General features: G+C 72.9%; 25 protein-coding genes and 1 pseudogene. 15 read left to right on the forward strand and 11 right to left on the reverse strand.

Annotation, left to right across the window (positions count from 1 at the left end):
• The first annotated feature begins 141 nt into the window (after positions 1 to 141).
• Positions 142 to 909, forward strand: coding sequence for an imidazole glycerol phosphate synthase subunit HisF (hisF, locus tag ABZ749_RS04180; protein WP_112582731.1), 768 nt, complete (start codon positions 142 to 144; stop codon positions 907 to 909).
• A gap of 5 nt (positions 910 to 914) precedes the next feature.
• Here hisF and ABZ749_RS04185 read toward each other — a convergent pair whose 3' ends face one another.
• Both ABZ749_RS04185 and ABZ749_RS04190 read right to left on the reverse strand, forming a co-directional pair.
• Complete coding sequence (locus ABZ749_RS04185) at positions 915 to 1,376, reverse strand: hypothetical protein (protein ID WP_357196937.1); 462 nt, start codon at positions 1,374 to 1,376, stop codon at positions 915 to 917.
• A gap of 101 nt (positions 1,377 to 1,477) precedes the next feature.
• On the reverse strand, positions 1,478 to 2,164 hold the full coding sequence (locus ABZ749_RS04190; protein ID WP_357222553.1) for a hypothetical protein: 687 nt from the start codon (positions 2,162 to 2,164) through the stop codon (positions 1,478 to 1,480).
• 59 nt (positions 2,165 to 2,223) lie between these two features.
• On the opposite strand from ABZ749_RS04190, the gene ABZ749_RS04195 reads away from it, so the two are divergent.
• Positions 2,224 to 3,678 carry a PLP-dependent aminotransferase family protein gene (locus tag ABZ749_RS04195; protein ID WP_357222555.1) on the forward strand — a complete coding sequence of 485 codons (1,455 nt, stop codon included), beginning with the start codon at positions 2,224 to 2,226 and terminating at the stop codon, positions 3,676 to 3,678.
• A 48-nt stretch (positions 3,679 to 3,726) separates the two neighbouring features.
• Positions 3,727 to 5,070 carry a low temperature requirement protein A gene (locus ABZ749_RS04200; protein ID WP_357222557.1) on the forward strand — a complete coding sequence of 448 codons (1,344 nt, stop codon included), beginning with the start codon at positions 3,727 to 3,729 and terminating at the stop codon, positions 5,068 to 5,070.
• Between the two features lie 45 nt (positions 5,071 to 5,115).
• Here ABZ749_RS04200 and ABZ749_RS04205 read toward each other — a convergent pair whose 3' ends face one another.
• From ABZ749_RS04205 to ABZ749_RS04215, 3 genes are all read right to left on the reverse strand, one after another.
• Positions 5,116 to 6,942 carry a long-chain fatty acid--CoA ligase gene (locus tag ABZ749_RS04205; protein WP_357222559.1) on the reverse strand — a complete coding sequence of 609 codons (1,827 nt, stop codon included), beginning with the start codon at positions 6,940 to 6,942 and terminating at the stop codon, positions 5,116 to 5,118.
• Positions 6,943 to 7,078: 136 nt separating this feature from the next.
• A complete protein-coding gene (locus ABZ749_RS04210) occupies positions 7,079 to 8,026 on the reverse strand; it encodes a terpene synthase (RefSeq protein WP_357222561.1) in 948 nt (315 codons plus the stop codon).
• Between the two features lie 127 nt (positions 8,027 to 8,153).
• The gene (locus tag ABZ749_RS04215; RefSeq protein ID WP_357222563.1) at positions 8,154 to 8,783 is read right to left on the reverse strand and encodes a TIGR03085 family metal-binding protein; all 630 of its coding nucleotides are present in this window, start codon (positions 8,781 to 8,783) and stop codon (positions 8,154 to 8,156) included.
• Positions 8,784 to 8,955: 172 nt separating this feature from the next.
• Between ABZ749_RS04215 and ABZ749_RS04220 the strand changes: the two genes are divergently transcribed.
• The 3 genes from ABZ749_RS04220 (at position 8,956) to ABZ749_RS04230 (ending at position 13,575) form a co-directional block, all read left to right on the forward strand.
• On the forward strand, positions 8,956 to 10,839 hold the full coding sequence (locus ABZ749_RS04220) for an ABC transporter ATP-binding protein (protein ID WP_357222565.1): 1,884 nt from the start codon (positions 8,956 to 8,958) through the stop codon (positions 10,837 to 10,839).
• Between the two features lie 114 nt (positions 10,840 to 10,953).
• Positions 10,954 to 12,741 (forward strand): ABC transporter ATP-binding protein, encoded by a 1,788-nt coding sequence (locus tag ABZ749_RS04225; protein WP_357196961.1) that lies wholly within the window; start codon positions 10,954 to 10,956, stop codon positions 12,739 to 12,741.
• A gap of 84 nt (positions 12,742 to 12,825) precedes the next feature.
• Positions 12,826 to 13,575, forward strand: a complete 750-nt coding sequence (locus ABZ749_RS04230) for a DUF2470 domain-containing protein (RefSeq protein ID WP_357222567.1) — start codon at positions 12,826 to 12,828, stop codon at positions 13,573 to 13,575.
• A 156-nt stretch (positions 13,576 to 13,731) separates the two neighbouring features.
• Here ABZ749_RS04230 and ABZ749_RS04235 read toward each other — a convergent pair whose 3' ends face one another.
• The 3 genes from ABZ749_RS04235 to ABZ749_RS04245 all read right to left on the reverse strand — a co-directional run bounded on the left by ABZ749_RS04235 (position 13,732) and on the right by ABZ749_RS04245 (position 15,923).
• On the reverse strand, positions 13,732 to 14,328 hold the full coding sequence (locus tag ABZ749_RS04235; protein WP_355007642.1) for a TetR family transcriptional regulator: 597 nt from the start codon (positions 14,326 to 14,328) through the stop codon (positions 13,732 to 13,734).
• Between the two features lie 87 nt (positions 14,329 to 14,415).
• Positions 14,416 to 15,171 carry an ABC transporter permease gene (locus ABZ749_RS04240; RefSeq protein WP_355007641.1) on the reverse strand — a complete coding sequence of 252 codons (756 nt, stop codon included), beginning with the start codon at positions 15,169 to 15,171 and terminating at the stop codon, positions 14,416 to 14,418.
• Entirely contained in the window at positions 15,168 to 15,923 is a 756-nt protein-coding gene (locus ABZ749_RS04245; protein WP_357222570.1) for an ABC transporter ATP-binding protein, read from the reverse strand. The genes ABZ749_RS04240 and ABZ749_RS04245 overlap by 4 nt, the downstream gene beginning before the upstream one ends.
• 595 nt (positions 15,924 to 16,518) lie before the next feature.
• Between ABZ749_RS04245 and ABZ749_RS04250 the strand changes: the two are divergent.
• The 4 genes and pseudogenes from ABZ749_RS04250 to ABZ749_RS04265 all read left to right on the forward strand — a co-directional run.
• Positions 16,519 to 16,803 (forward strand): annotated as a pseudogene (locus ABZ749_RS04250) (phosphoribosyl-AMP cyclohydrolase); the annotation flags it as partial.
• Between the two features lie 300 nt (positions 16,804 to 17,103).
• Positions 17,104 to 17,517, forward strand: a complete 414-nt coding sequence (gene hisI / locus ABZ749_RS04255) for a phosphoribosyl-AMP cyclohydrolase (RefSeq protein ID WP_357197031.1) — start codon at positions 17,104 to 17,106, stop codon at positions 17,515 to 17,517.
• Positions 17,514 to 19,067, forward strand: a complete 1,554-nt coding sequence (locus ABZ749_RS04260) for an anthranilate synthase component I (protein ID WP_357222572.1) — start codon at positions 17,514 to 17,516, stop codon at positions 19,065 to 19,067. The genes hisI and ABZ749_RS04260 overlap by 4 nt, the downstream gene beginning before the upstream one ends.
• 55 nt (positions 19,068 to 19,122) lie before the next feature.
• The gene (locus ABZ749_RS04265; protein WP_357222574.1) at positions 19,123 to 19,713 is read left to right on the forward strand and encodes a Trp biosynthesis-associated membrane protein; all 591 of its coding nucleotides are present in this window, start codon (positions 19,123 to 19,125) and stop codon (positions 19,711 to 19,713) included.
• A gap of 109 nt (positions 19,714 to 19,822) precedes the next feature.
• Here the strand turns inward: ABZ749_RS04265 and ABZ749_RS04270 are convergent, their stop codons facing one another.
• Entirely contained in the window at positions 19,823 to 20,092 is a 270-nt protein-coding gene (locus tag ABZ749_RS04270; protein ID WP_357222576.1) for a hypothetical protein, read from the reverse strand.
• Positions 20,093 to 20,578: 486 nt separating this feature from the next.
• On the opposite strand from ABZ749_RS04270, the gene trpC reads away from it, so the two are divergent.
• From trpC to trpA, 3 genes are read left to right on the forward strand one after another with little or no spacing between them, the layout of a single operon-like run.
• Entirely contained in the window at positions 20,579 to 21,382 is an 804-nt protein-coding gene (trpC, locus tag ABZ749_RS04275; RefSeq protein WP_030334428.1) for an indole-3-glycerol phosphate synthase TrpC, read from the forward strand.
• Positions 21,383 to 21,420: 38 nt separating this feature from the next.
• Positions 21,421 to 22,659, forward strand: a complete 1,239-nt coding sequence (trpB, locus tag ABZ749_RS04280) for a tryptophan synthase subunit beta (protein WP_357222578.1) — start codon at positions 21,421 to 21,423, stop codon at positions 22,657 to 22,659.
• Position 22,660: 1 nt separating this feature from the next.
• A complete protein-coding gene (gene trpA / locus ABZ749_RS04285; RefSeq protein WP_357222580.1) occupies positions 22,661 to 23,464 on the forward strand; it encodes a tryptophan synthase subunit alpha in 804 nt (267 codons plus the stop codon).
• A 21-nt stretch (positions 23,465 to 23,485) separates the two neighbouring features.
• Here trpA and ABZ749_RS04290 read toward each other — a convergent pair whose 3' ends face one another.
• Positions 23,486 to 24,034 (reverse strand): NUDIX domain-containing protein, encoded by a 549-nt coding sequence (locus ABZ749_RS04290; protein WP_357222582.1) that lies wholly within the window; start codon positions 24,032 to 24,034, stop codon positions 23,486 to 23,488.
• Between the two features lie 102 nt (positions 24,035 to 24,136).
• On the opposite strand from ABZ749_RS04290, the gene lgt reads away from it, so the two are divergent.
• Positions 24,137 to 25,318 (forward strand): prolipoprotein diacylglyceryl transferase, encoded by a 1,182-nt coding sequence (gene lgt / locus ABZ749_RS04295; RefSeq protein ID WP_357222584.1) that lies wholly within the window; start codon positions 24,137 to 24,139, stop codon positions 25,316 to 25,318.
• A 9-nt stretch (positions 25,319 to 25,327) separates the two neighbouring features.
• Complete coding sequence (locus ABZ749_RS04300) at positions 25,328 to 26,515, forward strand: NAD(P)/FAD-dependent oxidoreductase (RefSeq protein WP_357222586.1); 1,188 nt, start codon at positions 25,328 to 25,330, stop codon at positions 26,513 to 26,515.
• A gap of 36 nt (positions 26,516 to 26,551) precedes the next feature.
• On the opposite strand, the gene ABZ749_RS04305 is transcribed toward ABZ749_RS04300, so the two are convergent.
• A partial coding sequence (locus ABZ749_RS04305) for a GNAT family N-acetyltransferase (protein ID WP_357222588.1) occupies positions 26,552 to 26,893 on the reverse strand: 342 nt, incomplete at its 5' end.

Consider the following 26,893-nt stretch of genomic DNA (forward strand, 5'->3'; position numbering starts at 1 on the left):
GGCGGTGACACGGGCGCGTGCCTCCGCGGCGCTGCTCGGCTGGTGGCTCATGGCAATCTCCCTCGGCTCGGCTGGTCGAACCGTTGCCCGGGACCCGATCGGGTCGACCGCCGTGGCGCGTGCGGAGGATAGGCTCGCGGCATGACGGTGGCGGTACGGGTGATCCCCTGTCTCGACGTGGACGCCGGGCGGGTGGTCAAGGGGGTCAACTTCCTGGACCTGCGTGACGCCGGCGACCCGGTGGAGCTGGCCGCCGCGTACGACCGGGCCGGCGCGGACGAGTTGACCTTCCTCGACGTCACGGCGTCCTCCAGCGACCGGGGCACCATGCTCGACGTGGTGCGCCGTACCGCCGAGTCGGTGTTCATCCCGCTGACCGTCGGCGGCGGGGTCCGGCAGGTCGCCGACGTGGACACGCTGCTGCGCGCCGGTGCGGACAAGGTCGGCGTGAACACCGCCGCCATCGCCCGTCCGGAGCTGATCGCCGAGATCGCCGACCGGTTCGGCCGGCAGGTGCTCGTGCTCTCCCTCGACGTGCGGCGGTCGCCGAACGGCGGCACGCCCAGCGGCTTCGAGGTCACCACCCACGGGGGTCGGCGTGGCACCGGCATCGACGCCGTGTGGTGGGCGCACCGGGGCGCCGAGTTGGGCGCGGGGGAGATCCTGCTCAACTCGATGGACGCCGACGGCACCAAGGCGGGCTTCGATCTGGAGCTGATCGCCGCGGTGCGCGCGGTGGTGGACGTGCCGGTGGTGGCCAGTGGGGGCGCCGGTGAGGTGGCCCACTTTCCGCCGGCGATCGGCGCCGGCGCGGACGCGGTGCTCGCCGCCAGCGTCTTCCACTTCGGAGAGCTGACCGTCGCCGAGGTCAAGGACGCGCTGCGCCTCGGCGGCCACCCGGTGCGCTGAGCAGCTCAGCGCTCGCCGGAGTGCCCCTCCGGTGACCGACGCGGGGTGGGAATCGAACGGACCGCGTACTCCTGGACCGCGGCCGCGTGGTCGGCCTCGTCCAGGATCCAGTCCGCGCTGCCGGGCGCGTGCCGGCGGGTCAACACACCCTGCACGGTGTCCACTGTGGTCGCCACACCCGCACGCGGGCGGGTCCGCCACAGCTGCTCACCCTCGGCGGTGATCCGGAACCAGCCGTCGGCCACGCTGACCAGCCCGGCGCCGACCAGCCGCTGGACCGCGGCCTCCACCTCGTGTCGCTGCGGAATCGCATGGTTGAGGTGGTCGGCTGTGGAGAGCACGTCGGTCAGGCGGACGCCCTCCGGCCGCCGGCTTGTCGCCGACCGACGGTGCCGTCCGGCGCCGCTCGCGATGACGAGCGACACGAAGATCCAGGCGTCGTTCCAGCGCCAACCGTTCTCCCCCATGCACAGATGATGACGGCGCGCGTCGCGGAAGGGAACACCCACCCGGGAACCGGTGCGCGGTACCACCCCCACGTACCGGTTCGCGGACGGTCGGTGAGGGTTCAGCCGGCCGGGGCGGCCGGCGCGGAGTTGCCCGGCGCGGAGTTGCCCGGCGGGGGCGCGGCAGTGACCGGTGCGGCGGCCTCCGGCACGGCGAACAGCGGAATGAAGAACTGGGCCAACGGACCGATGGCCAGTGCGTACGCGACGGTCCCCGGACCGACGGTGCCGCCGAGCAGCCAGCCCAGCGCCAGCACGGTGACCTCGATGACGGTGCGCACCAGTCGGATCGACAGGCCGGGTCGGCGGGCCACGTACCCGGTCATCAGACCGTCGCGGGGGCCGGGCCCCAACCGGGCGCCGAGGTAGAGAGCGGTGGCGGCGCCGTTGGCGACGATTCCGCTGACCAGCATCGCGATCCGGACGCCGAGCGGCCCGCCCGCGGGCAGCAGGACCAGTGTGGCGTCCACGACCAGGCCGATCACCACGACGTTGCTGACCGTGCCGAGGCCGGGGCGCTGCCGCAGCGGGATCCAGAGCAGCAGGACCAGCGCACCGACGGCGATGGTGACGGTGCCGAAGGAGAGCCCGGTCCGCTTGGAGAGCCCCTGGTGGAACACGTCCCACGGGTCGAGGCCCAGGCCGGAGCGGATCATCAGGGCCATGCTGACGCCGTAGACAGTGAGCCCGAGGTAGAGCTGGACCAACCGTCGAACCGGCCGGTGCCGCAGATTGCCAAGCAGTGCCATGCGTGCCACCCTAGGTGCCAATCCTCGTCGAGGAAGATGCCAATATTCGAGGAGTGGCTATGAGCGGGCAGGTGCGCGGCGTCCAATTGGCCCGTCTGCTCGGGCAGTGGCATGCCCTGCCGGGCCGCCGCCGCAGCCCCGACTACGCCGCGCTGGCCGGCTCGGTGCGCGGGCTCCTCGCCGACGGCCGGCTGCCGCTGGGCGTCCGCCTCCCGGCCGAACGGGAGCTGGCCGAGGCGCTGCGGATCAGCCGGACCACGGTGACCGCCGCCTACCGGCAGCTACGCGAGACCGGGCACCTGGCCAGCCGACGGGGCGCCGGCAGTTGGACGATGCTGCCCGGCAACCACCGGGTGGCCAGCACCGGCCTGTGGACCCCGCTGGACGACCGGGAGATGCTCGACCTCGGTGTCGCCGCGCTGGCCGCACCGCCGCAACTGCTCTCGGCCGCGCGGGCCGCCGCCGAGGACCTGCCCCGCTACCTGAGCGGGGCCGGTTACCACCCGACCGGCGTCATCGAGCTGCGCGAGGCGGTGGCCGACGCGTACACCGCCCGGGGTCTGCCCACCTCGCCCGACCAGATCATGGTCACCAGCGGCACCCAGCACGCACTGGATCTGGTGCTGCGGCTCGCCCTGACCCCGGGCGGCACCGTGCTGGTCGAGTCTCCGACCTACCCCAACGCCCTCGCCGCCCTGGCCGGCCGTCGAGCCCGGATCAGCACCCACGGGCTGGCCGCCGACGCCGGTTGGGAGCCCGACCTGCTGCTGGGCAGTCTCCGACAGACCCGGCCCAAGCTCGCCTACCTGATTCCCGAGTTCCAGAACCCGACTGGTCACCTGATGCCTGCCTCGCTGCGCGAGCGCGTGGTGGCCGCCGCGCACGCGGTCGGCACCGATCTGATCATCGACGAGTCCTTCGTGGACCTGTCGATGGACGGCACCGAGGTGCCACCCCCGGTCGCCACCTACGACCGGCACAGCCGGGTGATCAGCATCGGCGGGATGAGCAAGCCCTACTGGGGCGGCCTGCGGATCGGCTGGGTGCGCGCATCCGCGCCGCAGGTGCAGCGGCTGGCCGCCGTGCGGGTCGGGGTCGACATGGCCAGCCCGGTGTTGGACCAACTGGTCGCGGTGCACCTGCTCGCCCACGCCGAGGCCATCGTCCCCGACCGCCGCGTCCAGTTGGCCGTCCAGCGGGACGCCCTGCTCGGCGCGCTGGCGCACCAACTGCCGGAGTGGCGGGTCACCGTGCCGCGGGGTGGCGTGACGCTGTGGGCCGAGTTGGACGGCCCGGTCTCGAGCGCGCTGGCCCGGGCCGCGGAGGAGGTCGGCGTACGGCTGGCCCCCGGCCCCCGGTTCGGCCTGGACGGCACCCTGGAGCGCTTCCTGCGGCTGCCCTTCACCCTGCCCGCCGCGGACCTCGTGGAGGCCGTCGGGCGTCTCGCGGCGATCCGCTACGACCTGGACCGGGCCGGCCGCCAGCGGTGGCGGGAGCCCGCCGTCATCGCCTGAGCCAGCGCCGAACCACCAGCGGCATCCGCCGGCACCATTATGCCGGGAATGCGTCATCCGCCCCAGCTCGGCTGCCAGACTCCCCTGGTGGGCCAGGACAGCGGGACACGCAGGGTCCGCCGCAGTGCGCCGGGCTCGCGGGCGACCCCGCTGGAACTCTTCTACGACCTGGTCTTCGTCTTCGCGTTCCTGCATGTCACCACGGCCACCGCCGGCAATCCGACCGCTCAAGGCCTGGTCCAGTGCCTGGTGCTGCTGGCCCTGCTCTGGTGGTGCTGGTCCGCGTTCGCCCTGCTGGGCAACCTGATCCGTACCGACCAGGGGATCGTCCCGGCGGTCGGCTTCGTCACCATCGCCGCCGCCTTCGTGCTGGCGCTGAGTCTGCCGAAGGCGTTCGTCGACCGTCCCGGTGGGCTGTTCGGTCCGCTGGTCTTCGCGACCTGCTACTTCCTCGTCCGGGTGAGCGAGAGCGCGATCTTCCTGTGGATCGGCCGCCGGAACCGCGACGTGCGTCGACGCTGGCAGCTGCTCGCCCTGCCGGCGGTCGTGGCCACGGCCCTCATCGTGGTCGCCGGGCTGCTGCCGCAGCGGCTCTTCGACGGAACAGCCGAGTCGGTGGCCCGCCTGCTGTGCTGGCTCGCGGCCCTCGGCGTGGAGTACGGGGCCGGCCTCGCGCTGCGGGGCACCGGGTGGACAGTGCTCTCCGCCGGGCACTGGGCGGAGCGGCACGGTCAGATCGTCCTGATCGCCCTCGGCGAGGCCATCATCGCACTCGGGTTCAGTCCCAGCGAAACCGCTGGTCTACCGCTGACCTGGCCGGTGCTGATCGCCGCGGTGCTCGGCATCGCGGTGGCCGCCGCGATGTGGTGGGCGTACTTCGACACCCTGGCGCTCGGCATGGAACAGACCCTGCACCGCACCCGCGACCCGGACGCGCGCGCCATCCTGGCCCGGAACGCCTACAGCTACCTGCACCTGCCGGTCATCGCCGGCGTCATCCTGTTCGCGCTCGGGCTCAAGGGGCTGATCCACGAAGGCGCCGATCCCACCACACCGAGCTGGGGCGTTCCGCTGCCGAGCTTCGACCTGCTGGCGCTCTACGGTGGGGTCGCGCTCTACCTGCTCGCGCTCATCGTGCTCGGCCGGCGGATGCTCGGCGCCCCCCGCTGGCCCACGATCGGCGGGATCCTGCTGCTGATTGCGCTGGTGCCGGCTGCCGGGTCGCTACCCGAGCTGACCGCCCTGGCCATGTTGGCCCTCGCCACGGCGGTGGCGGTGGCGGCGCAGACGGTTGTCGACTCCCGGCGCCGGGCCGGGGTCCGGCAGATGGCGTTCGAGGAGCAGCTCGCCGCGGAGGAGGAGCACACGAGGTGGCGGGGTCACCACCTGTGAGGGTCCCGTGCCGGCTTCCTCGCCGGCACGGGACCCTCGGTCGGCTCAGAGTTCGGCGAGGGTGCCGGCGTACATCTTGTCGATCTCGGTGGCGAAGTTGCTCTCCACCCCACGCCGCTTGATCTTCAACGACGGGGTGATCTCGCCGTCCTCGATCGTCAGGTCGCGCGGGAGGATGGCCACCTTCTTGATGGTCTCCCAGCGGTTGAGCTTGGAGTTGAGCTGGGCGACGTACTCCTCGACCATCGTCTGGGCCTCAGCCGACGCGACGATCTCGGTGTAGCTGCGCCCCTCCAGCGGGCCGCCGGCGACCCAGCCCCGGATGGCGTCCGGGTCCAGGGTGACGAGCATCGTGCAGAAGTTGCGGGCCTGACCCACGACGACTGCCTGCGAGGTGTACGGGCAGATGGCCTTGAACATGCCCTCGATGTGCGACGGTGCGATGTACTTGCCGCCCGAGGTCTTGACCAGGTCCTTCTTGCGGTCGGTGATGCGGAGGTAGCCCTGCTCGTCCAGCGTCCCGATGTCACCGGTACGGAAGAAGCCGTCCTCGGTGAACGAGGCGGCGGTCTCCTCCGGCAGGTTGTGGTAGCCGCGCATCACCGGCCGACCCCGCACCAGGATCTCCCCGTCGGTGTCGATCTTGCACTCCAGGTCGCCCATGGCCCGGCCCACGGTGCCGATCCGCAGCCCGGCCGGCGGGTTGACGAAGTTGCCCGCGCTGGTCTCGGTCAGGCCGTAGCCCTCGGAGATCGGCAGGTTCGCGGCGGCGAAGAAGGTGGCGATCTCCGGGCTGAGCGGCGCGGCACCGGACACCAGCACCCGCATCCGGCCGCCCAGACGGGCCTGGAGCTTGCTGAACACCAGCTTCTCGGCCAGCCCGTAGCGCACCTTCAACCCGGCCGGCACCGGCTTGCCGGCCTGCTCCAGGGCGATCTTCTCCTTGCCGACGCCGACGGCCCAGCCGAAGATCTTCGCCTTCGCGCCGCCGGCGCCCTGCGCGGTGGTCACCGCCTTGTTGTAGACCTTCTCGAACACCCGGGGAGCGCCGCACATCAGCGTCGGGCGGATGACCGAGAGAAGCTCGACCAGTTTGTCCACCCGCCCGTCGACGTAGGTGGGGAGGCCGACGTGGATGGCGCCGCAGAGCAGGGTCTTGCCGAACGAGTGGGCCAGCGGCAGCCACAGGTACTGCAGGTCGTCGTCGCGCAGCAGCCCGACCTCCGCCTGCGCCACCGCCTCCCAGCACCAGCCGCCGTGCAGCAGCTCGACGCCCTTGGGCTGGCCGGTGGTGCCGGAGGTGTAGATCAAGGTGGCCAGGTGGTCCGGGCCGATGCCGGCCACCAGCATGTCGATCAGCTCCGGCTCGGCGGCGAGCGCCTGGGTGCCGCGCTCCTCCAGATCGGCGAGCGTCAACTGCGCGACAGCGGCGTCCGGGTCGACGGCGCCGTCGAGAAGCACCACGTGGGTGAGCGCGGGCAGGGTCGCCCCGGCGATCTTCGCCGCCTGGGCCGGGTTCTCCGCGAACAGCACCTTCGACCCGGAGTCGGCGATGATGTACGTCGCGTCGGCCGGCTCGGTGGTCGGGTAGACGGTGGTGGTCGCGCCGCCGGCACACATGATGCCGAGGTCGGCGATCACCCACTCCAGCCGGGTGTTGGCGAGGATCGCGACCGGGTCCTCCTGGCCGACGCCCAGGCCGTGCAGGCCGGCGGCGACCGCCTTGGCGCGCTGGCCGACCTGAGCCCAGGTCAGCCAGGCAGGCCCCGAGTCGTCGGGGTTCGGGGACGCGAACGCGTGCCGGTCGGGGGTGGCCGCCACGCGCTTGAGGAACATGTCCGGGATGGAGCGGTACGGTACATCGAGAGCCATCGCTGTAGCCGCCTTCGGGGTGGTGGCGTGACGGTCGTCACGTCATGATGGTTACCGAACAGTATTGCCTGTCACCGTGCATCGGCTAGCCCTGGTGAACGTCCGGCCGGCCCATCTCACCAACCGGTACGGCCGATCAGGCGTACCGGGCAGCCACCACTGACCAGTCGTAGGTGGCCCGGACCCAGTTGCGCCGAGCGGCCAGGGCGTCGCGGATCCCGTCGTCGTCGGTGGTCCGCAGCGCCTCCTCCGCGTCCAGGTACGTCGCCAAACCCTGGTTGAACCGGTGTGCCGCACTTCGGAGCGCCGTCACCTCGTCCGCGTCGCTGTCCTGGGCGAGCACCGTGACGAGGTTGTGCGCGTCCGGGCCGGCCTGGCTCTCCTTGCCGTAGGAGAAGAGGTCGTTGCACCAGCAGACCAGGTCCACCGCCAGCAGGTCCAGGGCAACCAGCCCCGGGTTGGCGCGCTGGGTCGGCCCGGTGGGGCGCGTCGACGCCAGGTCGGTCAGGGTGAGGCAGGGATGCACGCCCCCGATGTGCCGGCGTAGCTGCACGTACTCCGCCACCTCGGGTACCCGCCGACGCTCCCGGTTGCCAGCCTCCCAGAGCAGCGCCAACAGGTACTCGCGCATCTGGCTGACGAAGCGCAGCAGCAGCCCAGCGTGATCGTGCAGTCGGGTTCGACGGCAGAGGTCGTGCAGCGCGTCACCCAGTGGCCCGACGGCGGGCGGTGCGACGTACGGGTCACCGCACCGGTCCAGCACGTCGAGCAGTGTGCTGATCGCCGGGCCCAGTCGGACCGGGTCGGCACCGAGGCCGTCCTCGTCGCAGGCGTCGTCCATGACGAAGAGCCAGCTGATCAGGTCAGTCAGCAGCCGCAGGCCCTCCACCGAGCCGTCCAGGCAGGCACGGCCGGCCAGTCCGGCGGCGTCGGCCCGTTCCAGGCGGTGCGCCCGTTGGCTGGAATCGACCAGCCCGAACGTCCGCGCCCAGTCGATGCTCTCGCCCGCTACCTGGTCGGTGGCCTCGTGGCGTCCCGTCGGAAACGGGGGTTCCCGCAGCGCCGAGATCGCGAAGTCCCGCACAGTGAGCCCCCACTCCGTGCCGCCCGGCGCGGAGCGGCGCGGTGAAGCGTACGGGAGGAAGTATCTGCATGTTTCGCTGGGTGTGGGAAACTCCACAGTCGCTTGGTGACCGTTTACGTACAGGCAGTCACATTCCCAGGTCGGCGGACCGCAGTCGCCGAGCCACCTCCGCCGAGCCGTTCAGCTGGACCCGGGCCACCCGTTGCCGGCCGGAGAAGAACAGCACCAGCTCGGCCGGGGCCCCGACCAGGCGCAGTGGCTCCCCACCGCGACCGAGAGAGACCTCGCCGTGGCCGGGCGCCTGCACGTAGAGGTCCGCCGGAAAGCGCCGTAGTGCCAGCCGGGCCATCGGGGCCGCGCGTTTCCAGAGGGCGCCCTGCAGGCCGGTGGACAGATCGCGGGGCTGCCACCCGGAGCCGGCCCGCCGGACGTCCTCGTGATGGATGAAGAACTCCATCGTGTTGGCCACCTCGTCGATCAGCGGGTTGCTGACCGGGCTCCACAGCGGCGGTCGGCGCACCTGTGCCACCAACTCGGGGTAGGGCCGTGCGGCGAGTCGTCGACGGACCCGCTCGGAATAGCCGCGCAGCGGCGGCAGCACGATCCCACCCGCCGCGTCCGGACGGCGCTCCCGCAGCACCAGGTGCGCGGCGAGGTCGCGGGTCACCCAGCCCTCGTTGACAGTAGGGGCGTCCGGCCCGAGGGCCAGGAGAAGATCGGCCAGCGCTTCGCGCTCGGCTCGGGCGTACCGCGGCATGGCCCGATCGTAGGCCCGGTGGTCCGTCCGCGCGCGGCGGCGGACGCCGGTCGGCACCTGCGGCACGCCGCCGTCCGGTACGTGATGGTCGACATATGCAGTCAGGGTCGGCGGCACTGGCCCCGAGCGGTAAGGATGAGGGAGATAATTGCGGCTTACGGCGGGGGAGAGCGTGGCGAGCAAGACAAGTCGGGACGTTCTCAGTCGAGGGCTGGGCGTCCTGCGGCAGGCGATCCGTGAGCAGCCGCGGATCTTTTCGGTGGCGGTCGTCGGCAGCGTGCTCTTCGGCGGGATGATCATTGTCAGCGCCCGGGTCGTCGGGTCGGTCATCGGTGAGGTGGCGCTGCCGGCCATCGAACGCGGCGAGGTGGGCGCCGGCACCCTGGCGCTGGCCGCGGCCGCGTTGTTCGGGATCAGCGTGCTGCGGGTGGCGGGCATCTTCGGCCGCCGGCTCGGCGCCGGCTACATGCAGTACCGCCTCCAGGCCTCCTACCGCCGCAGGGTGACCCGTCGGTACCTGGAGCTGCCGCTGTCCTGGCACCACCGCAACTCCACCGGCACCCTGCTGTCCAACGCCAACTCCGACGTGGAGGCGGCCTGGTATCCGATCGCGCCGCTGCCGTTCGCCGTCGGCACGTTGGTGATGCTGGTCGGCGCGATCGTGTCGCTCTTCGCCACCGACTGGGCGCTCGCCCTGGTCGGGCTCGCGGTCTTCCCCGCCCTGTTCGCGCTCAACGTCGTCTACTCCCGCCGGATGGCCCCGCGGCAGGCCCGGGCGCAGCGCCTGCGCGCCGAGGTCAGCGGCATCGCCCACGAGAGCTTCGACGGTGCCCTGGTGGTCAAGACGATGGGCCGCGAGGCCCAGGAGACCGCCCGGTTCGCGGGCCGCGCCGGCGAGCTGCGTGACTCGCTGATCGCGGTCGGCCGGCTGCGCGGCATCTTCGACCCGCTGCTGGAGACGCTGCCCAGCCTCGGCACCCTGGCCGTACTGGTGGTCGGGGCGTTCCGGTTGCGCCAGGGCGCGATCAGCGTGACCGAGCTGGTCAGCGTGGCCTTCCTCTTCACCGTGCTGGCCTTTCCGGTGCGGGCCATCGGTTGGGTGCTGGCCGAGCTGCCGCGCAGCGTCGCCGGCTGGGACCGGGTGCGCCGGGTGCTCGACGCGACCGGCGAGATGCCGTACGGGCAGCGGGTGCTCGACCCGGACGGCGCCGGCCCGGCCACCCTCACCTTCACCGACGTGCACTACTCCTACCCGCCGGCCGAAGCGCACCCGCCCGGCGCGCAGGTCCTCGGCGAGGTCGGCTTCACGGTGCCGTCCGGTCGCACGGTGGCCCTGGTGGGGCCCACCGGCGCCGGCAAGTCCACCATCGCCTCGCTGGCGGTGCGTCTCGTCGACCCGGACTCCGGCACCGTCAGCCTGGACGGCGTGGACGTGCGCGAGCTGACCTCCGCGTCGTTGGCCGGCACTGTGGCACTGGTCGCCCAGGTGCCCTTCATCTTCGACGACACCGTCCGCGCCAACATCGCCCTCGACCGTGCCGGTGTCGACGACGAGGTGGTCTGGGCGGCGCTGCGGCTGGCCGAGGCGGACGGTTTCGTCGCCGCGCTGCCCGACGGTCTGGACACCATGGTCGGCGAGCGGGGCACCTCGCTCTCCGGCGGTCAGCGGCAGCGGCTCACCCTGGCCCGCGCGCTGGCCGGTCGACCGCGCCTGCTGGTGCTCGACGACGCGACGAGCGCTGTCGACCCTCGAGTGGAGGCGGCGATCCTGGCGGGGCTGCGGTCCTCGACCACGCAGCCGGGGGTTCCCGCCGCGTCGATCCTGGTGGTGGCGTACCGCCGGGCCACCATCGCGCTCGCCGACGAGGTCATCTACGTGGAACAGGGACGGGTGGTCGCCCGGGGCACCCACAGCGAGTTGTTGGCCACCGTGCCCGGCTACGTCGACCTGGTCACCGCCTACGAGCAGGCCGAGGTGGAGCGGGCACAGGAAAGTTCCTACGGCGACGACGTGGCGCCGCTGCCGTCGGGCCTGGAGATCGAGGTGGACCGGTGAGCGCGAGGAGTGCGGCGAAGCGGAGCCCCGCAGTCGCGAACGAAAGGCGTGCCCGGTGAGCGCGAGGAGTGCGGCGAAGCGGAGCCCCGCAGTCGCGAACGAAAGGCGTGCCCGGTGACGTCAACGGTGAACAAGGATGAGCCGGAGGCCCGGCAGGAGACGACCTGGCAGACGCTGCGTCGGGGCCTGGCGCTCTCCCCGGAGCTACGGATCGGTCTGGCCGGCACGTTGGCCCTGGCGTTGGTCTACATGGTGGGTCGCGTCGCCGTGCCGGTCGCCGTGCAGCAGGGCATCGACCGGGGCCTGGTCGGTGGTCTGAACCTGAACGTGGTGTGGACGGTGGTGGCCGTCACCGCGGCGATCCTGACGGTCACCACGATCTGCGGCTACCTGATGATGCGCCGGCTGTTCACTGTCAGCGAGACGGCGCTGGCCAACGTCCGGACGCGCGCGTTCCGCCACGTGCACGACCTGTCGATGCTGCACCAGCAGTCGGAGCGACGCGGTTCGCTGGTCTCGCGGGTCACCAGCGACGTGGACCAGATCACCCAGTTCCTCCAGTGGGGCGGGGTGATCCTGCTGGTCAACCTCGGTCAGCTGGTGGTCACCACAGCCGTCATGCTGGCGTACTCCTGGCAGTTGACACTTGTGGTGCTGGCCGCGTTCCTGCCGGCGGTGTTCGTCATCCGGCAGTTGCAACGTCGCCTCGGCGGCGCGTACGCGACGGTGCGTCAACGCACCGGGACGTTGCTCGGCGCGATCGGCGAGAGCGTGGTGGGCGCGCCGGTGATCCGGGCGTACGGGATCGCCGGGCGCACCGAGCGGCGGCTGGACGAGGCGATCGACAGCCAGCGGCTGGCCCAGCAGCGGGCGATCCGGATCAGCATCGTGGGCAGCTCGGTCGGGGAGTTGGCGGCAGGGTTGGCGTTGGCCGGCGTGGTGGTGCTCGGCGTGCTGTTGGGGGTGGACGGCACGCTGTCGATCGGCCAGCTGACGGCGTTCCTCTTCCTGGTGACGCTCTTCATCCAGCCGGTGCAGATCGCCACCGAGGTGCTCAACGAGGCGCAGAACGCGATCGCCGGGTGGCGTCGGGTGCTGGACGTGCTGGACGTCGCGCCGGACGTGGCCGACCCGGGGGAGCAGGGGCGGGAGCTGCCGGGCGGGCCGTTGGACATCCGGTTCGCCGGTGTGCGATTCGCCTATCCGGGTGGTCCGCCGGTGCTGCACGACATCGATCTGGAGATCCCGGCGAAGAGTCGGGTGGCGGTGGTCGGTGAGACCGGCAGCGGCAAGACCACGTTCGCCAAGTTGTTGACCCGGCTGATGGACCCGTCGGCCGGGGCGGTGCTGCTGTCCGGGGTGCCGCTGACCGACGTCCGGTTCGGCTCGTTGCGCTCCCGCGTGGTGATGGTGCCGCAGGACGGGTTTCTCTTCGACGCGACGGTGGGGGACAACGTCCGGTTCGCCCGTCCGGAGTTGACCGACGAACAGTTGAGCGCCGCCTTCACCGAGCTGGGCCTGTCGGACTGGCTGGAGGGTCTGCCGGCGGGCCTGGACACCCCGGTCGGGGAGCGCGGTGAGGCGCTCAGCGTCGGGGAGCGGCAGCTTGTCGCGTTGGCCCGCGCGTACGTGGCCGACCCGGACCTGCTGGTGCTCGACGAGGCGACCAGCGCGGTGGACCCGGCGACCGAGGTGCGGTTGCAACGGACGCTGGACGCGGTGACCCGGGGTCGGACCACTCTGGCCATCGCGCACCGGCTCTCCACGGCGCAGGCCGCCGACGAGGTGATCGTGGTGGACCGGGGTCGGGTGGTGCAGCGCGGCCCGCACGACGAGCTGGTTCGCGACGCCGACTCGGTGTACGGCCTGCTCTACGCCTCCTGGCTGGAGCAGACCCGGTGAGGTGCGGCGGTGTGGTGGACGCGGGCGGGCGGGTGCTCTAGGCTCCGGGTTAGGTAAGCCTAACCTTGGAAGGAGGTCGCGCCCATGCGGCCCAACTCCGCCGAGATCGTCCGTACCCTCGTCGCCGGCCGCCTGCCCGGCCTCGTGCACCTGGCCCACCGGCCGGGCCCGCACCACGCCCGGCACGTCACCGACTCGGACGGGCGGGTGCTGCTGCTGGTGCCGGTGGCCAGCCACCTGGCCGCCGCCCTGCAACCGGCCGCCGGGGGCAGCGACGTCGCTGTCGTGCTCGACGTGCTCGACCTGCCGCCCGCCGCCGGTGCGCCCGGCCTGGGTCGTGCCTGGGTGTCCGGCTGGGCGGCCGAGCTGCGCGGCGACGAGGCCCGCCACGCGGCGATCGAGTTCGCCGCGGTCGAGCCGACCGGCGACCTGCTCGACCTGGGCACCCGGTTCCGGCTGTTCCGCTTCGAGGTGGTCGAGGTCCGCTGGGAGCGGGCCGCCGTCGTGCACCGGATCGACCCGGTGGAGTACGCCGAGGCCGAGCCGGACCCGGTGCACCCGGTCGAGGCCCGGCTGCTCGCCGACCTCGCCGAGTGCCACGGCGCCCAGGTGACGGAGTACCTGCGCCAGCAGCTCGGGTTGACCGAGCAGACCCCGGACGGGCCGCCCCGGGTGGTGCGTATCGACCGCTACGGGCTGGTGGTGGCCCTCGGCCGACCCGGCGCCCGGCGTCGGGTCCGGCTGGCCTTCCCGGGCCCGGTGACCGACCCGGCCGACCTGCCACAGCTACTCCCACCCCTGCGACTCACCGCCGACGCCCGCCCCCCGCACTAAAAACCGCCCCGCGCCCCACCCGCCCCCCCCGCGCCCCGCCCCACCCGCGTCGATCTTGCAGTTTTGGTTGTCGTTACGCGTGGTGTGTCCCTTTTGTTGGGACAGAAAGTGCAAGATCGCGCGGGGCGTCCGAGGTTGAGCGGGGCGTTGTCCGGGTCAGGTTGGCAGCGGGCCGGTGAGGTAGCGCTGGATCGTCGGGCCGATCGCGGCCACCAGGGTTTCCGGGTCCGCCGAGGCGACCGGCTCAAGGCGCACCACGTGCCGCATCATGGCCAGGCCGATCATCTGGGTGGCCACCAGGGAGCCCCGCAGCGGTAGCTCGACCGGGTCGACGTCGAGGTTCTCCAGCACCCGGCGCAGCACCTGGGTGGTGACGAACTCGCGCAGCAGTCGAGCGGTCCACTCGTTGCTCACCGCGGAGCGCAGCAGCGCCTGTGCGGCGCTGCCGGCCGGGGAGTCCCAGACGCCGAGGAAGATGCGCACCATCCGCTCACCCACGCCGTCCCGGTCGCCGGCGAGCACCCTCGGCACCAGTTGGCCGGGGTCGACCGGAAAGTTCATCGCGGCAAGGAAGAGCTGGTCCTTGCTGCCGAAGTAGTGGTGCACGAGCGCCGGGTCGACCTGCGCCGTGCCGGCGATGCCCCGGATCGAGGCGGCGTCGTAACCACGTTCGGCGAACGCCGTCCGCGCCGCGTCGAGAATCGCCTCCCGGGTGCCCGGGTTGCCGGGTCGCCGGCCGGTCCGCCGCGTCATCGCCGCCCTTCGTTCGTCCGCCTCGGCCCGTCGTCCCGGCCCGGCCACGCCGGGGTCGGCTGCCGCGCCGCCCCCCGGCGCTGGCGGTCAGCCGCTGCGTCGGCGCAGGGTGGCCGCCGCGAGCACCAGCGCCAGCACCACCGCGCCGAGAACCACGGCGACGTCGCGCCACATCCGGCCGGTCGGTTCGGCGTGGGCGCCGACCTCCTGCAACGCCTCGATGGCGTACGACAGGGGGAAGGCGTCGCTGAGCGCCTGGAGCCAGCCGGCCATCTGGTCACGGGCCACGAACAGCCCGCAGAGCAGCAGTTGGGGGACCACCACGACTGGCAGGAACTGTACTGCTTGGAATTCGGTGCGCGCGAAGGCACTGCACAGCAGCCCGAGGGCGACGCCGAGCACGGCGTCGAGCACGGCGATTCCGATCACCAGCCCGATGCTGCCGGCGGTCTCCAGATCGAAGATCCAGTACGCCACCGCGGCGGCGACGGCGGCCTGCACGGCGGCGGCCAGCCCGAACGCGATGCCGTACCCGAAGAGCAGATCGAGCTTGCCCAGCGGCGTGGTGAGCAGCCGCTCCAGCGTGCCCGAGGTGCGTTCCCGCAACATGGCGATGCTGGTCACCAGAAACATGATCACGAAGGGGAAGATGCCGAGCATCACCAGCGCGATCCGGTCGAAGGTGGTGGGTTGGCCGGGCGGGGTCGGTTGGTCGGCGTACATGAAGTAGACCAGGGTGAGCAGGACGGCCGGCACCACCACGAGCAGCGCGATGGTCCGCCGGTCGTGCCGGAGCTGACGGAGGATGCGCCCGGTGGTGGCGGCGAGAATTCGCGCGTTCATGCTGTCTCCCGGGCGGCTGTCGCGTCGGTGCTGGTGGAGGCGGCCTCGCCGGCCCGGATGAGCCGCAGGAACGCCTCGTCGAGGTCGTCCACACCGGCGGCGGCGCGGATCGCGGCGGGGCTGTCGTCGGCGATCAACCGCCCCTGGCGGATCAGCAGCAGTTGGTCGCAGCGTGCCGCCTCGTCCATCACGTGGCTGGACACCAGCAGGGTGGTGCCGGCGGCGGCCATCGCGTGGAACCGGGCCCACAGATCGGCCCGCAGCACCGGGTCCTGGCCGACGGTCGGCTCGTCGAGGATGACCAGCTCCGGCTCCCCGACCAGGGCACACGCCAGCGATGCTCGGCTGCGTTGACCACCGGAGAGGGTGCCGACCAGTTGACCGGCGGCCTCGGCCAGCCCGACGTCGCTGATCGCCCGGTCGGCCTCGGCGCGTCCCCGCCCGTACAGGGCCGCGAAGTAGCGGGCGTTCTCCCGGACGGTCAGGTCGGCGTAGACGCTGGGCGCCTGGGTCAGGTAGCCCACCCGGTGCCGCAGCGCGGGGGTGCCCGCCGGTTGACCGAGCACGGTGACCGTCCCGCCACCGACCAGCTGCACCCCGACCACCGCGCGCATGAACGTGGTCTTGCCACTGCCACTGGGGCCGAGCAGCCCGGTGACCGCGCCGCGCGGGACCCGGCAGCTGATGCCGTCCAGCACCCGCCGCCCACCCCGGTCCACGACCAGGTCTCGGACGGCTATCGCATCGTCCATCACGCACCTCCAGAGAAACTCATCACCTGTTGAACTCAACGCTAGATGAAATTCAGCGCCGGACGCAACGCCCGCGCCGACGTCCGGCCCAACCGTCCGCGCGGAGCGCGAGAACGGGCAGTAGGCTCCGGACCGGACAGGAAGTCCGCCAACGGGCATTGCGCGCTGATCGGACGTACGGCACGATGGCGCGGTGGGTCACGCTCCGTTACCGGATAGCGGTTTTCTTGAGGATTGGGCCGTGCGGTTGCGGCAGGCCGCCGAGCGGCCGGTGGTCGGCATCCTGTTGCGCGGCAGCCACGCCCGCCGCGCCGCCACCGCGCACAGCGACGTCGACCTCGACGTGTTGGTCGGCGGCGCCCCGTACGCGGCCCGCCGGGCCTACCTGGACGAGTCCGCAGGCCAGGTCACTCACGTCTCGGTGGCCGCCCGGGACATCCGGTCCTGGGTGCACCGTCTGGGCGAACCGGCGGACTGGGCGTTCGGGCTGCCGGTCACCGCGCCGGCGCGGCTGCTCTGGGCCGACCCGCACTGGCGGCCCCGGATCGACCTGCCGGTGCTCTGCCAGCCCGCCGAGCCGCCCCGACTGGAAGAGATGATCGCCACGCTGGGTAAGGCCGCCGCCGCCCGCGCGGCCAGCGACCGGCTCGGGGTCCGGCTCGCCGTCGCCGACCTGGCGCGGCTCTGCCCCTCGGTGCTGCGGCCGGCCAACCCGTCCGTGCGGGTCCACTCCCGAAGGGCGGCCTTCGCGGCGGCCCTGGAACTGCCGGTGGCGCCACCCGGCTACCGGACCGACATGGTGCTTTGCCTCGGGCTGCGCCCGGGCGCGACCGGGCAGCTCTGGGCCGCCGCCGTGCGGCTGGTCGCCGGCACGCTGCCGTTGATCAGGCCGTACGCCGAGGAGATCGCCGACACGGCCGGCGCGGACCTGGCCGCCGCCCTGGTCGACGGCCGGCTGGACCGCTACGTCGCCCAGCTGGCCCGGCCAGCCGGGCCCTCGTCGCAGTCCGGACCCCTGTCGCAGCCCGGACCCCTGTCGCAGTCCGGGCCCTCGTCGCAGCCTCGGCCCTCGTCGCAGCCCTGGCTCTCGGGGCCCCCGCCGCAGCCGGGGCGGGAGCGGTCGGCGGTGCCCGCGCCGCGTGCGGGAGAATTCGTGACTGTGCCCGTACCTGATCCGCCGGTGACCGGCGTTCCCAGCGATCCGAACGAGCTGGCCGCGCCCGCGACGGCGCGCCCGTCCCGGCTCGACCCGGCCATCGCCGCCCAGTTGCGCCGCACCGCCGACGGTCTGGTCGCCGCCGTGGTGCGCGCGCACGACTCCGGTGAGGTGCTGATGGTCGCCTGGATGGACGACGAGGCGTTGCACCGCACCCTCACCACCGGCCGGGCCACCTACTGGTCGCGCAGCCGCCGCGAATACTGGGTCAAGGGCGCCACCTCAGGGCACCACCAGTACGTGCGGTCGGTCGCCCTGGACTGCGACGGGGACGCGCTGCTGGTGAGCGTGGACCAGGTCGGCGCGGCCTGCCACACCGGCCACCGGACCTGCTTCTTCACCGAGCTGCCCGTCTCTACTCCGGAGGCACTGCCATGACCGACGGCACCGTCAGCCCCGACCTGGCCACCTTCACCGAGCTGGCCGCCGACTGGCGGGTGGTGCCGGTCACCCGGCGGCTGCTGGCCGACGCGGAGACCCCGGTCGGGGTCTACCGGAAGTTGGCCGGTGGACCGGGCACGTTCCTGTTGGAATCGGCCGAGCAGGGGGTCGGCTCGGCCGGCATGGCCTGGTCGCGCTACTCGTTCATCGGCGTACGCAGCAGCGCGACCCTGGTCGCGCGCGACGGCGTGGCGACCTGGCTCGGCCAGCCGCCGGCCGGGTTGAGCACCGAGGGTGACCCGGTGCGGATGCTGCGGGAGACTGTGGCGGCGCTGGCCGGCCCGGTCGGGGACCCGTCCGACGGTCTGCCGCCGCTGACCGGGGGCATGGTCGGCTACCTCGGCTACGACCTGATCCGGCGCTTCGAGCGGTTGCCTGAGCTGACCGAGGACGACCTGGGCGTCCCGGAGCTGGGCATGATGCTCGCCACCGACCTGGTGGTGCTCGACCACTACGACGGCTCCGCGATCCTGGTCGCCAACGCGGTGCTGCCGCCGTTGGACGCCCCGGACCGCGCCCCGCAGGTCGCCGCCGCCTACCACCACGCGGTGGGCCGGTTGGACGCGATGACCACGGCGCTGTCCCGGCCCATCCCGCCGATGATCTCCACGGTCGAGCGTCCGCCGGCCGGCGATGTGCTCTGCCGTACGCCCGGCGGCGGCTACCCGAAGGCGGTGGACGCGGCCAAGGAGGCGATCAGGGCGGGTGAGTGCTTCCAGATCGTGCTCTCCCAGCGCTTCGAGCGGACGACCCACGCCGACCCGCTGGACGTCTACCGGGTGCTGCGCACCAGCAACCCCAGCCCGTACATGTACCTGCTGCGCTTCGACGGGTTCGACATCGTCGGCTCGTCCCCGGAGGCGCACCTGAAGGTCACCGGGGCCGCGGACGGGCAACGCCGGGCGTTGTTGCACCCGATCGCCGGCACCCGGCCGCGGGGCGGCACCCCCGCGGCCGACGCCGCCCTCGCCGCCGAGCTGCTCGCCGACCCGAAGGAACGAGCCGAGCACGTGATGCTGGTCGACCTCGGCCGCAACGACCTGGGTCGGGTCTGTCAGCCCGGCAGCGTGGAGGTGCCCGAGTTCGCCACCATCGAGCGCTACAGCCACGTGATGCACATCGTCTCCACCGTCACGGGCACGCTGCGTGACGACCAGAGCGCCTTCGACGCGTTGGCCGCGACCTTCCCGGCCGGCACGCTCTCCGGGGCGCCCAAGGTGCGCGCCATGGAGATCATCGAGGAGTTGGAGCCGGTCCGTCGCGGCCTCTACGGCGGCACCGTCGGCTACTTCGGCTTCGGCGGCGACCTGGACATGGCGATCGCCATCCGGACCGCGCTCATCCGCGACGGCCGCGCCTACGTCCAGGCCGGGGCGGGGGTGGTCGCCGACTCGGACCCGGCCGCCGAGGACCAGGAGACGCGGAACAAGGCGGCGGCCGTGCTGGCCGCGATCGCAGCCGCCGAAACCCTCCGGCCAGCACGGTGAGCGCGAGGAGTTCGGCGCAGCGTTGCCCCGCAGTCGCGGACGATGGGATGAGTTCGTGAGCGGCGGGGAGCGGTCCGTCGTGGGCCGGCGCGCGTTGACGTACGCCGTGCTGCTCTGCCTGGCCGGCGCGGGCCTGGCGCTGTGGGCCGCGACGCGCGGTTGGTCGGTCGAACTGACGGTACGTCCGGCGCCGCTGCCGCCGGTGCGTGACACCCGCAGCGGTGCGAGCCTGCTGCCCTGGCTGCCGGCGTTGGCCCTGGTGAGCCTGGCCGGGGGTGGCGCGGTGCTGGCCACCCGGGGCCGCCTGCGTCGGGTGCTCGGGGCGCTGCTCGGCGTACTCGGTCTGGCCGTGGCGGCCGGCGGCGGGTACGGGCTGGTGGCCGACGTGAGCGGCGTTGTGAGCCGGCAGTGGCCGGCGCTGTGCCTGCTCGGCGGCCTGTTGGCCGCCGGCGGAGGCTGGTGGACGGCGGCGCGTGGCGGTGACTGGCCGGCGATGGGCGCCCGGTACGAGCGTCCGGCGCGGAGCGCGCCGCAGGACGCGCCGACGCAGAGCGACCCGGCCGGGCCGCCGACGCCGTTGGCGGGGCGTCGGACCACCGAGGCGTGGGACGCGCTGGACCGGGGCGAGGACCCGACGGCCGACTGACGCGGTGGCCGGCTGATCGCGGTGGCCCGCTGCTCGACTGGCCCGGTCGCCGCGACGGGCGGCTGACGCGCAGGTTGCTACGGGCGGCTGACGCGCAGGCCGGAGGGCGTCAGCCGACCGGCTGGCGCTCCCACTGGGTGCGGCTACTGGCGGCGCGGGCGGCGGTCAGCTCTTCGACCAGGCGGTTGAGTTCGGCACGCTGGTCGGCGCGGGCCCGGTCGGCGCAGACCGCCTCCCAGGCGTTGCCCCGTGCTGTCCGCATCCGTCCCTCGCCCACCACGGCCCGTTCCACGGTGCGCACCACGCCGACGGCGAGCGATGCCATCGTCCGCGAGATCGTGGTCAGTCCGATGGTCGGGTGCGGCTCGGAAATGCTCATGATCACCTCGCGCGAGGAGTTGCGACGGTCGGGGCAGGCGCGCCATCGAGTCTGCCTGAGGACGATGCTCGCCCGTCGACGTTTCGCCGCGGTGACCGCCCGGTCAACTGTCTCGCCTCGGCCGTGACCAGGACTGTCCGGCCGACCTTGAGCTTGCTCACAGCATCGACGGGCGTCGTTGCTGTCGCGCGCCGCGCGGTAACTGGTGGCATGATCGATGGATCGGCCCGGTCTGACCGCGGCCGCCGGGCTCCATACCGCGTGACGGTGATCGATACCGGAGGTGGCGCTGCGTGACAACCCCTTCACGGCAAGTCGGCCATTATGCCGCAGCCCTTTTCGTGAGCAGCGCCATACCCCCGGCATTCGGCGTCGGTCGGCTGCCCCTAGCATCGGCCCATGACGCCCGGAGAGGGGAGTCCGTTCGTGACTGCTGAGCATGCGCACGCGGAGGGGGACGAGGCCGGCCAGGCAGCGTCCGTAAGCGTGCTCGACGAGATTCTGGCCGGCGTGCGTGAAGACGTCGCCCGACGCCAGGAGCAGGTTCCGCTGGAGCGGATCCGTGAACTGGCAGCGGCGGCGCCGCCGCCCATGGACGCGTACGCGGCGCTGCGCAAGCCCGGCGTGGCCGTGATCGCCGAGGTTAAGCGTTCGTCGCCGTCCAAGGGCCGGCTGGCCGAGATCGCCGATCCGGCCGACCTCGCCGTCGACTACGCGGCCGGTGGGGCGCGGGCGATCAGCGTGCTGACCGAGGGGCGCTGGTTCGGCGGTTCGCTGGACGACCTGGCGGCCGTCCGTGCGGCGGTCACCGTGCCGGTGCTGCGTAAGGACTTCGTGGTCTCCAGCTATCAGATCCACGAGGCCCGCGCGCACGGCGCCGACCTGGTTCTGCTGATCGTCGCCGCACTCGAGCAGAACGTCCTGATGGGCCTGCTGGAGCGGATCGAGTCGCTGGGCATGACCGCTCTGGTCGAGGTGCACGACGAGGAAGAGGCCGACCGCGCGTTGGAGGCCGGCGCGCAGGTGATCGGGGTCAACGCCCGTGACCTGCGTACCCTGGAGGTCGACCGGTCGGTGTTCGAGCGGATCGCGCCCGGTCTGCCCAGCAGCGTCGTCAAGATCGCCGAATCCGGCGTTCGTGGCCCGCACGACCTGATCCGGTACGCCTCCGCGGGCGCCGACGCGGTCCTCGTGGGCGAGGGCCTGGTCACCCAGAAGAGCCCCCGCGAGGCGGTCGCCGAGTTGGTCAACGCCGGCAACCACCCGGCAACGCCCCGGCCGGTGCGCTGACCCCGCGCCGGGCTGACGTCCCACCGAGAGGATTCCCGATGAGCGCCGACGCGCTGGCCCCGGTGGCCGGCCCGCAGCCCGACTCCGCCGGCCACTTCGGCCGCTTCGGCGGTCGGTTCGTTCCCGAGGCCCTGGTGGCCGCGTTGGACGAGCTCGACGGGGCGTGGCGTACGGCGATGGAGGACGAGTCCTTCCGAGCGGAGTTCGGCGCGCTGTTGCGCGACTACGCCGGCACGCCTTCGCTGCTCTACGAGGCCCGGCGGTTCTCCGCGAAGGTCGGCGCGCGGGTGCTGCTCAAGCGCGAGGACCTCAACCACACGGGTGCGCACAAGGTGCGCAACGTGCTCGGCCAGGCGCTGCTCACCAAGCGGATGGGCAAGACCCGGGTGATCGCGGAGACCGGCGCCGGCCAGCACGGTGTCGCCACCGCGACCGCCGCCGCCCTGTTCGACCTCGAGTGTGTGGTCTACATGGGCGAGGTCGACACCGAGCGGCAGGCGCTCAACGTGGCCCGGATGCGGATGCTCGGCGCGACAGTCGTCCCGGTCACCAACGGCTCGCGCACCCTCAAGGACGCGATGAACGAGGCGATGCGCGACTGGGTGGCGAACGTCGACGAGACGCACTACCTGATCGGCACCGCCGCGGGCCCGCACCCGTTCCCGGCGATGGTGCGCGACTTCGTCCGGGGCATCGGAGACGAGGCCCGTCAGCAGTGCCTGGACCTCACCGGCGGGTTGCCGGACGCCGTCACCGCCTGCGTCGGCGGCGGCTCCAACGCGCTGGGCATCTTCCACGCGTTCGTGGGCGACGAGGCCGTTCGGCTGTACGGCTTCGAAGCGGGTGGCGACGGGGTGGCCACCGGCCGGCATGCGGCGAGCATCACCGGCGGGTCGGCCGGGGTGCTGCACGGCACCCGCACCTTCGTGCTCCAGGACGCCGACGGGCAGACCCTGGAGTCGCACTCGATCTCCGCCGGCCTGGACTACCCGGGCGTCGGACCCGAGCACGCGTGGCTGCACGACACCGGCCGGGCGAACTACCTGCCGCTCACCGACGACGAGGCGATGGCCGCGTTCGAGCTGCTCTGCCGTACCGAGGGCATCATCCCGGCGATCGAGAGCGCGCACGCGCTCGCCGGCACCGTTGTGCTGGCTCCGAAGCTCGCCGCTGAGCTGGGCCGGGAGCCCACCATCGTGGTCAACCTCTCCGGGCGGGGCGACAAGGACGTGCACACCGCCGGCGACTACTTCGGCATCCTCGACAAGGAGCGGTGAGATGAGCCGGATCGGGGTGGCCTTCGACAAGGCCCGCGCCGACGGACGGGCACTGCTGGTCGGCTGCATGCCGGCCGGTTTCCCCACCGTCGAGGGCAGCATCGCCGCGATGACCGCCATGGTCGAGGCCGGCGTCGACGTGATCGAGGTGGAGATCCCCTACTCGGACCCGGTGATGGACGGGCCGGTGATCCAGCGGGCCAGCGACATCGCGCTGGCCGGTGGCGTACGCACCGCGGACACGATGCGCATCATCGAGGCGGTGGCGGCCACCGGCGCCCCAGTGGTCACCATGACCTACTGGAACCCGGTCGAGCGGTACGGCGTGGACGTCTTCGCCCGTGACCTGGCCTCCGCCGGCGGCACCGGCCTGATCACCCCGGACCTCATCCCTGACGAGGCCGAAGAGTGGCTGGCCGCCTCGGACGCGCACGGGCTGGACCGCACGTTCCTGGTCTCGCCGTCGTCCACCGACGCTCGGCTGGCGATGACGGTGCAGCACTGCCGGGGCTTCGTCTACGCGACCGCCGTGATGGGGGTGACCGGCGCCCGGGCGCGTACCTCCGACGCCGCCCCGACGCTGGTCTCCCGGGCCCGCGCGGTCACCGACCTGCCGATCGGCGTCGGCCTGGGTGTGGGTACCGGCGCGCAGGCCGGCACCGTCGCCGGTTACGCCGATGGGGTGATCGTGGGCAGCGCGCTGGTTCGGTGTGTGCTTGACGCGCCCACCGAGGCCGACGGGCTGGCCGCCCTTCGCACGCTCAGCGCCGAACTCGCCGAAGGCGTCCGTAACCCCACCCGCTGAGCCCGCGTCGCCCAGCCCGGCTCAACCCGGCCCGGCGTGCCGCGCGTTCTGGTCGGCCGTCGGCCGCCTGTCCTCGGCTGGGCGGGCCGCCGGCAACGACGCGACGGCGACGGTGCCGGGCGCACAGTCGATGTCGCGGAGTACGCCGAAGCGGCCGTCGGTCGCGTCGGTGACGGCGGCTCGGGTGAGCGGGGTGACCACCTCGGGCAGCGCGTCGGGGGAGTGCCAGGACAGTCGGCAGCCCGGCGGTGGGTCGGTGGCGGGTCGGACCCCGGCGGCGCGGGCCCGGAACACGTGCACGAGGACGTCCGGCAGCGGGCCGGCGCGTCCGGCGGCGGCCTCCCCCGAAGGGCGGCTCACCTGGTAGATGCCGACCAGGCCGGTCAGCTCGATGTCCCAGCCGGTCTCCGCGCGAATGTCCCGTAGCGCCGCCCGCACCGGGCTCTCGGCCGGACGCAGCCGCCCACCGGGCAACGCGTGGCGGCGGTCCCCCCGACCCTGCTGGCAGAGCAGCACCCGACCGGTGTCGTCGGTGACGACCGCGGCGACCGCCCAGGTGAGCGCGCTCATGGACAAAGAGCCTACGGCGGCGCAAACCAGAAGTCACCGGGATGCGCCCTCCAGCGGCCCGGGGTGCCGCTGCGGGGGTGTGCAGCGGTAGCGTGTGCACCCGTGACCCTCGCCTCGCTCTCCCCCCAGGCGGCCCTGCCCAGCCCCAGCACCGCGGTCTGGCAGCTCGGGCCGGTGCCGATCCGGGCCTACGCGCTCTGCATCATCGCCGGCATCGTGCTGGCCTGCTGGGTGACGGAGCGCCGGCTGCGGCAGCGCGGCGTCGCGCCCGGCGCGGTGCTCGACATCGCTGTCTGGGCGGTGCCCGCCGGCATCATCGGCGCCCGGATCTACCACGTGATCACCTCACCCGAGAAATATTTCGGGGCCGGTGGTGACCCGATGAAGGCGTTCGCCATCTGGGAGGGCGGTCTCGGCATCTGGGGCGCGGTCGCCGGTGGCGCGGTCGGTGCCTGGATCGCGGCCCGACAGCTCGGCATTCCGTTCGGCGTGGTGGCTGACGCGCTGGCCCCCGGGCTGCCGCTGGCCCAGGCCGTCGGCCGGCTCGGCAACTGGTTCAACAACGAGCTCTTCGGTGGCCGGACGACCCTGCCGTGGGGTCTGGAGATCCACCGGATGGACCCGGACAACCCCGGGCACGCCCTCCGCGACGACGCCGGGCAGCCGATCCTCGAACCGGGCCTCTACCAGCCCACTTTTCTCTACGAGTTGCTGTGGAACCTCGGCGTCGCAGCTCTGGTCCTCGTCCTCGACCGTCGGTTCAAGCTGGGCCGGGGCCGGGCGTTCGCGCTCTACGTGATGGGTTACACAGTCGGTCGGTTCTGGATCGAGCTGATGCGCACCGACGAGGCCAACCAGATCTTCGGCGTCCGGCTCAACGTCTGGACCGCCGCACTGGTCTTCCTCGGCGCCCTGATCTACTTCGTACGGGTGCGTGGCCCTCGGGACTACCTGATCCCACTCGGCCCGGCGGGGACGACGACCCCGCCCCCCACGTCCGACCTGTCCCAGGTCGACCTCTCCGAGCGGGAGACCCCCACGCGGGCCGCCGCGCCGGAGGGCTACCGGGTGGTGAGCGAGGAGCAGTACGCGGCCTGGCAGGACACCGGCGTCGTACCGTCGGCGGACGACGACGACTCCGGACCGGATGACGGCGAGCCGTCCGGCGACGCGGCCGTCGACGACCTCGCGCCGAGCGACGACGAGCCGGCGGACGCTCCGTCCGCCGTTCGCACCGACCGGGCCGACGCCACTGGCGCGCGTCCCGCCGACCGGGACAGCTGAGCGGCACCGATGCGAAGCGCGGTGGTGGTCGGCGCAGGGGTCGGTGGCCTCGCGGTGGCCGGCGCGCTGGCCCGTTCCGGCTGGCAGGTCACCCTGTTGGAACGCGCCGAACGGGTCCGCCCCGAGCCCACCGCTGTGGTGCTCTGGCCCAACGGTGTTCGCGCGCTCCAGGCCCTCGGCCTCGGTGCCGGCCTGGCCGCCATCGCCACCCCGTTGCCCGACGGCGGGGTCCGTCGCCCGGATGGGCACTGGCTCGTGCAGCCCCGGCCCGTTCCGGCCGACCGGATGCCGGTGGTCGTGCACCGGGAGGATCTGCACGACGCGCTGATCGCCGGCCTCGGCGAGCGGGTCGAGTTGCGGACCGGTGTGACGGTGCGCCACGTCCGCGTCGAGCCGGGCGAGCGGCCGGGCGTCAGCGACGGGCGGCACACCATCGAGGCCGATCTGGTGGTGGCCGCCGACGGCACCGACAGCGGCATCCGCCGCCAACTCGCGCCCGAGTCCCGGGTGGTCAGCTCCGGATGCGCCGCCTGGCGGGCCGTCATCCCCTGGTACCAGGCACCTCGGCTCCCCGACGATCAGCCGTTGGCCGGCGAGATCCTCGGCGCGGGTTACCGGTTCGTGGCCGCGTCGCTGGGCGAGCGCGGCTCCTCGGGCGGGTCCACCCGGGGCGGCATCTACTGGGTGGCCACCGCCGCCGGCGCGCCCCGCCCGGAACCACCGGAGACCCAGCTCGCCCTGCTGCGTCGCTGGTACGCGGGCTGGCCCGCGCCGGTCGGCGCGCTGCTCGACGCCACCAACCCGGCCGACCTGGTCCAACAGGAGGTTCGCGAGCTGCGCCCGCTGCCCCGGGCGTACGGCTTTCCGGTCGGGCCCGGTGGGGTGGTGCTGCTCGGCGACGCGGCGCACGCCATGCCGCCGCACCTCGGGCAGGGCGCCTGCCTGGCGTTCGAGGACGCCGCGACGCTCGCGTCGCTGCTGCGGGAGGCTCGGCTGCCCGACGCCGTCCAGACGTACGACCGGGTGCGCCGTCCCCGGGCCGCGACAGTGGTCCGGCAGACCCGGCGGATGTCGGCGGTGCTCCAGACCCGGGGCCGGTTGGCGCTGCGCGCCCGGGACGCCGCACTGGGCACGATCAACTCCCGACTGCTCTCCAGCGCCGCCGCCTCCGCCGCCCAGTGGCGCCCACCGACCTGACCTCGGCCGCGACGCAGGTCGGTGGAGCGGGGCAGCTCAGGGGATGAGGGCGGCGGGTTCGGCGATGCAGGCGGTGCCGATTCGGCGGAAGCCGACCCGCAGGTAGACCCGCGCGATCTCCTCGCTGCCCGCGGAGAGAAAGACCAGCTCGGTGCCGGCGGCGAGGAGTTCCCGGGCCAGGGTGGCGGTGAGCGCGGCGCCCAGCCCGCGTCGTCGGGCAGACGGCAGGGTGGCCACACCGGCGACCTCCGCGACGTCGTCCACCCGCATCGCCATGCCACTGGCCAGTGCGCCCTCGGTCGGCGTGCCGGCCAGCGCGGAGATCCGTCGCCCGTCGGCGATCCGGACGCGCTCCTCGTCGAGCGCGGCCAGTTCGAG

Origin of the sequence: Micromonospora sp. NPDC047753 (assembly GCF_040642735.1) — a bacterium.
In the GTDB taxonomy this organism is placed as follows: Bacteria; Actinomycetota; Actinomycetes; order Mycobacteriales; family Micromonosporaceae; genus Micromonospora.

Bases quoted from the DNA above. Each gene is read 5' to 3' on its own strand.
- ABZ749_RS04260 (WP_357222572.1), top strand. From the start codon at position 17,514: ATGACCGACGGCACCGTCAGCCCCGACCTGGCCACCTTCACCGAGCTG.
- ABZ749_RS04290 (WP_357222582.1), bottom strand. From the start codon at position 24,034: ATGAGCGCGCTCACCTGGGCGGTCGCCGCGGTCGTCACCGACGACACC.
- ABZ749_RS04190 (WP_357222553.1), bottom strand. From the start codon at position 2,164: ATGGCACTGCTTGGCAATCTGCGGCACCGGCCGGTTCGACGGTTGGTC.
- hisF (WP_112582731.1), top strand. From the start codon at position 142: ATGACGGTGGCGGTACGGGTGATCCCCTGTCTCGACGTGGACGCCGGG.
- ABZ749_RS04195 (WP_357222555.1), top strand. From the start codon at position 2,224: ATGAGCGGGCAGGTGCGCGGCGTCCAATTGGCCCGTCTGCTCGGGCAG.
- ABZ749_RS04185 (WP_357196937.1), bottom strand. From the start codon at position 1,376: ATGGGGGAGAACGGTTGGCGCTGGAACGACGCCTGGATCTTCGTGTCG.
- ABZ749_RS04245 (WP_357222570.1), bottom strand. From the start codon at position 15,923: ATGGACGATGCGATAGCCGTCCGAGACCTGGTCGTGGACCGGGGTGGG.
- ABZ749_RS04235 (WP_355007642.1), bottom strand. From the start codon at position 14,328: ATGACGCGGCGGACCGGCCGGCGACCCGGCAACCCGGGCACCCGGGAG.
- ABZ749_RS04300 (WP_357222586.1), top strand. From the start codon at position 25,328: ATGCGAAGCGCGGTGGTGGTCGGCGCAGGGGTCGGTGGCCTCGCGGTG.
- ABZ749_RS04270 (WP_357222576.1), bottom strand. From the start codon at position 20,092: ATGAGCATTTCCGAGCCGCACCCGACCATCGGACTGACCACGATCTCG.
- ABZ749_RS04205 (WP_357222559.1), bottom strand. From the start codon at position 6,942: ATGGCTCTCGATGTACCGTACCGCTCCATCCCGGACATGTTCCTCAAG.
- ABZ749_RS04230 (WP_357222567.1), top strand. From the start codon at position 12,826: ATGCGGCCCAACTCCGCCGAGATCGTCCGTACCCTCGTCGCCGGCCGC.
- trpA (WP_357222580.1), top strand. From the start codon at position 22,661: ATGAGCCGGATCGGGGTGGCCTTCGACAAGGCCCGCGCCGACGGACGG.
- ABZ749_RS04215 (WP_357222563.1), bottom strand. From the start codon at position 8,783: ATGCCGCGGTACGCCCGAGCCGAGCGCGAAGCGCTGGCCGATCTTCTC.
- trpB (WP_357222578.1), top strand. From the start codon at position 21,421: ATGAGCGCCGACGCGCTGGCCCCGGTGGCCGGCCCGCAGCCCGACTCC.
- ABZ749_RS04200 (WP_357222557.1), top strand. From the start codon at position 3,727: ATGCGTCATCCGCCCCAGCTCGGCTGCCAGACTCCCCTGGTGGGCCAG.
- ABZ749_RS04240 (WP_355007641.1), bottom strand. From the start codon at position 15,171: ATGAACGCGCGAATTCTCGCCGCCACCACCGGGCGCATCCTCCGTCAG.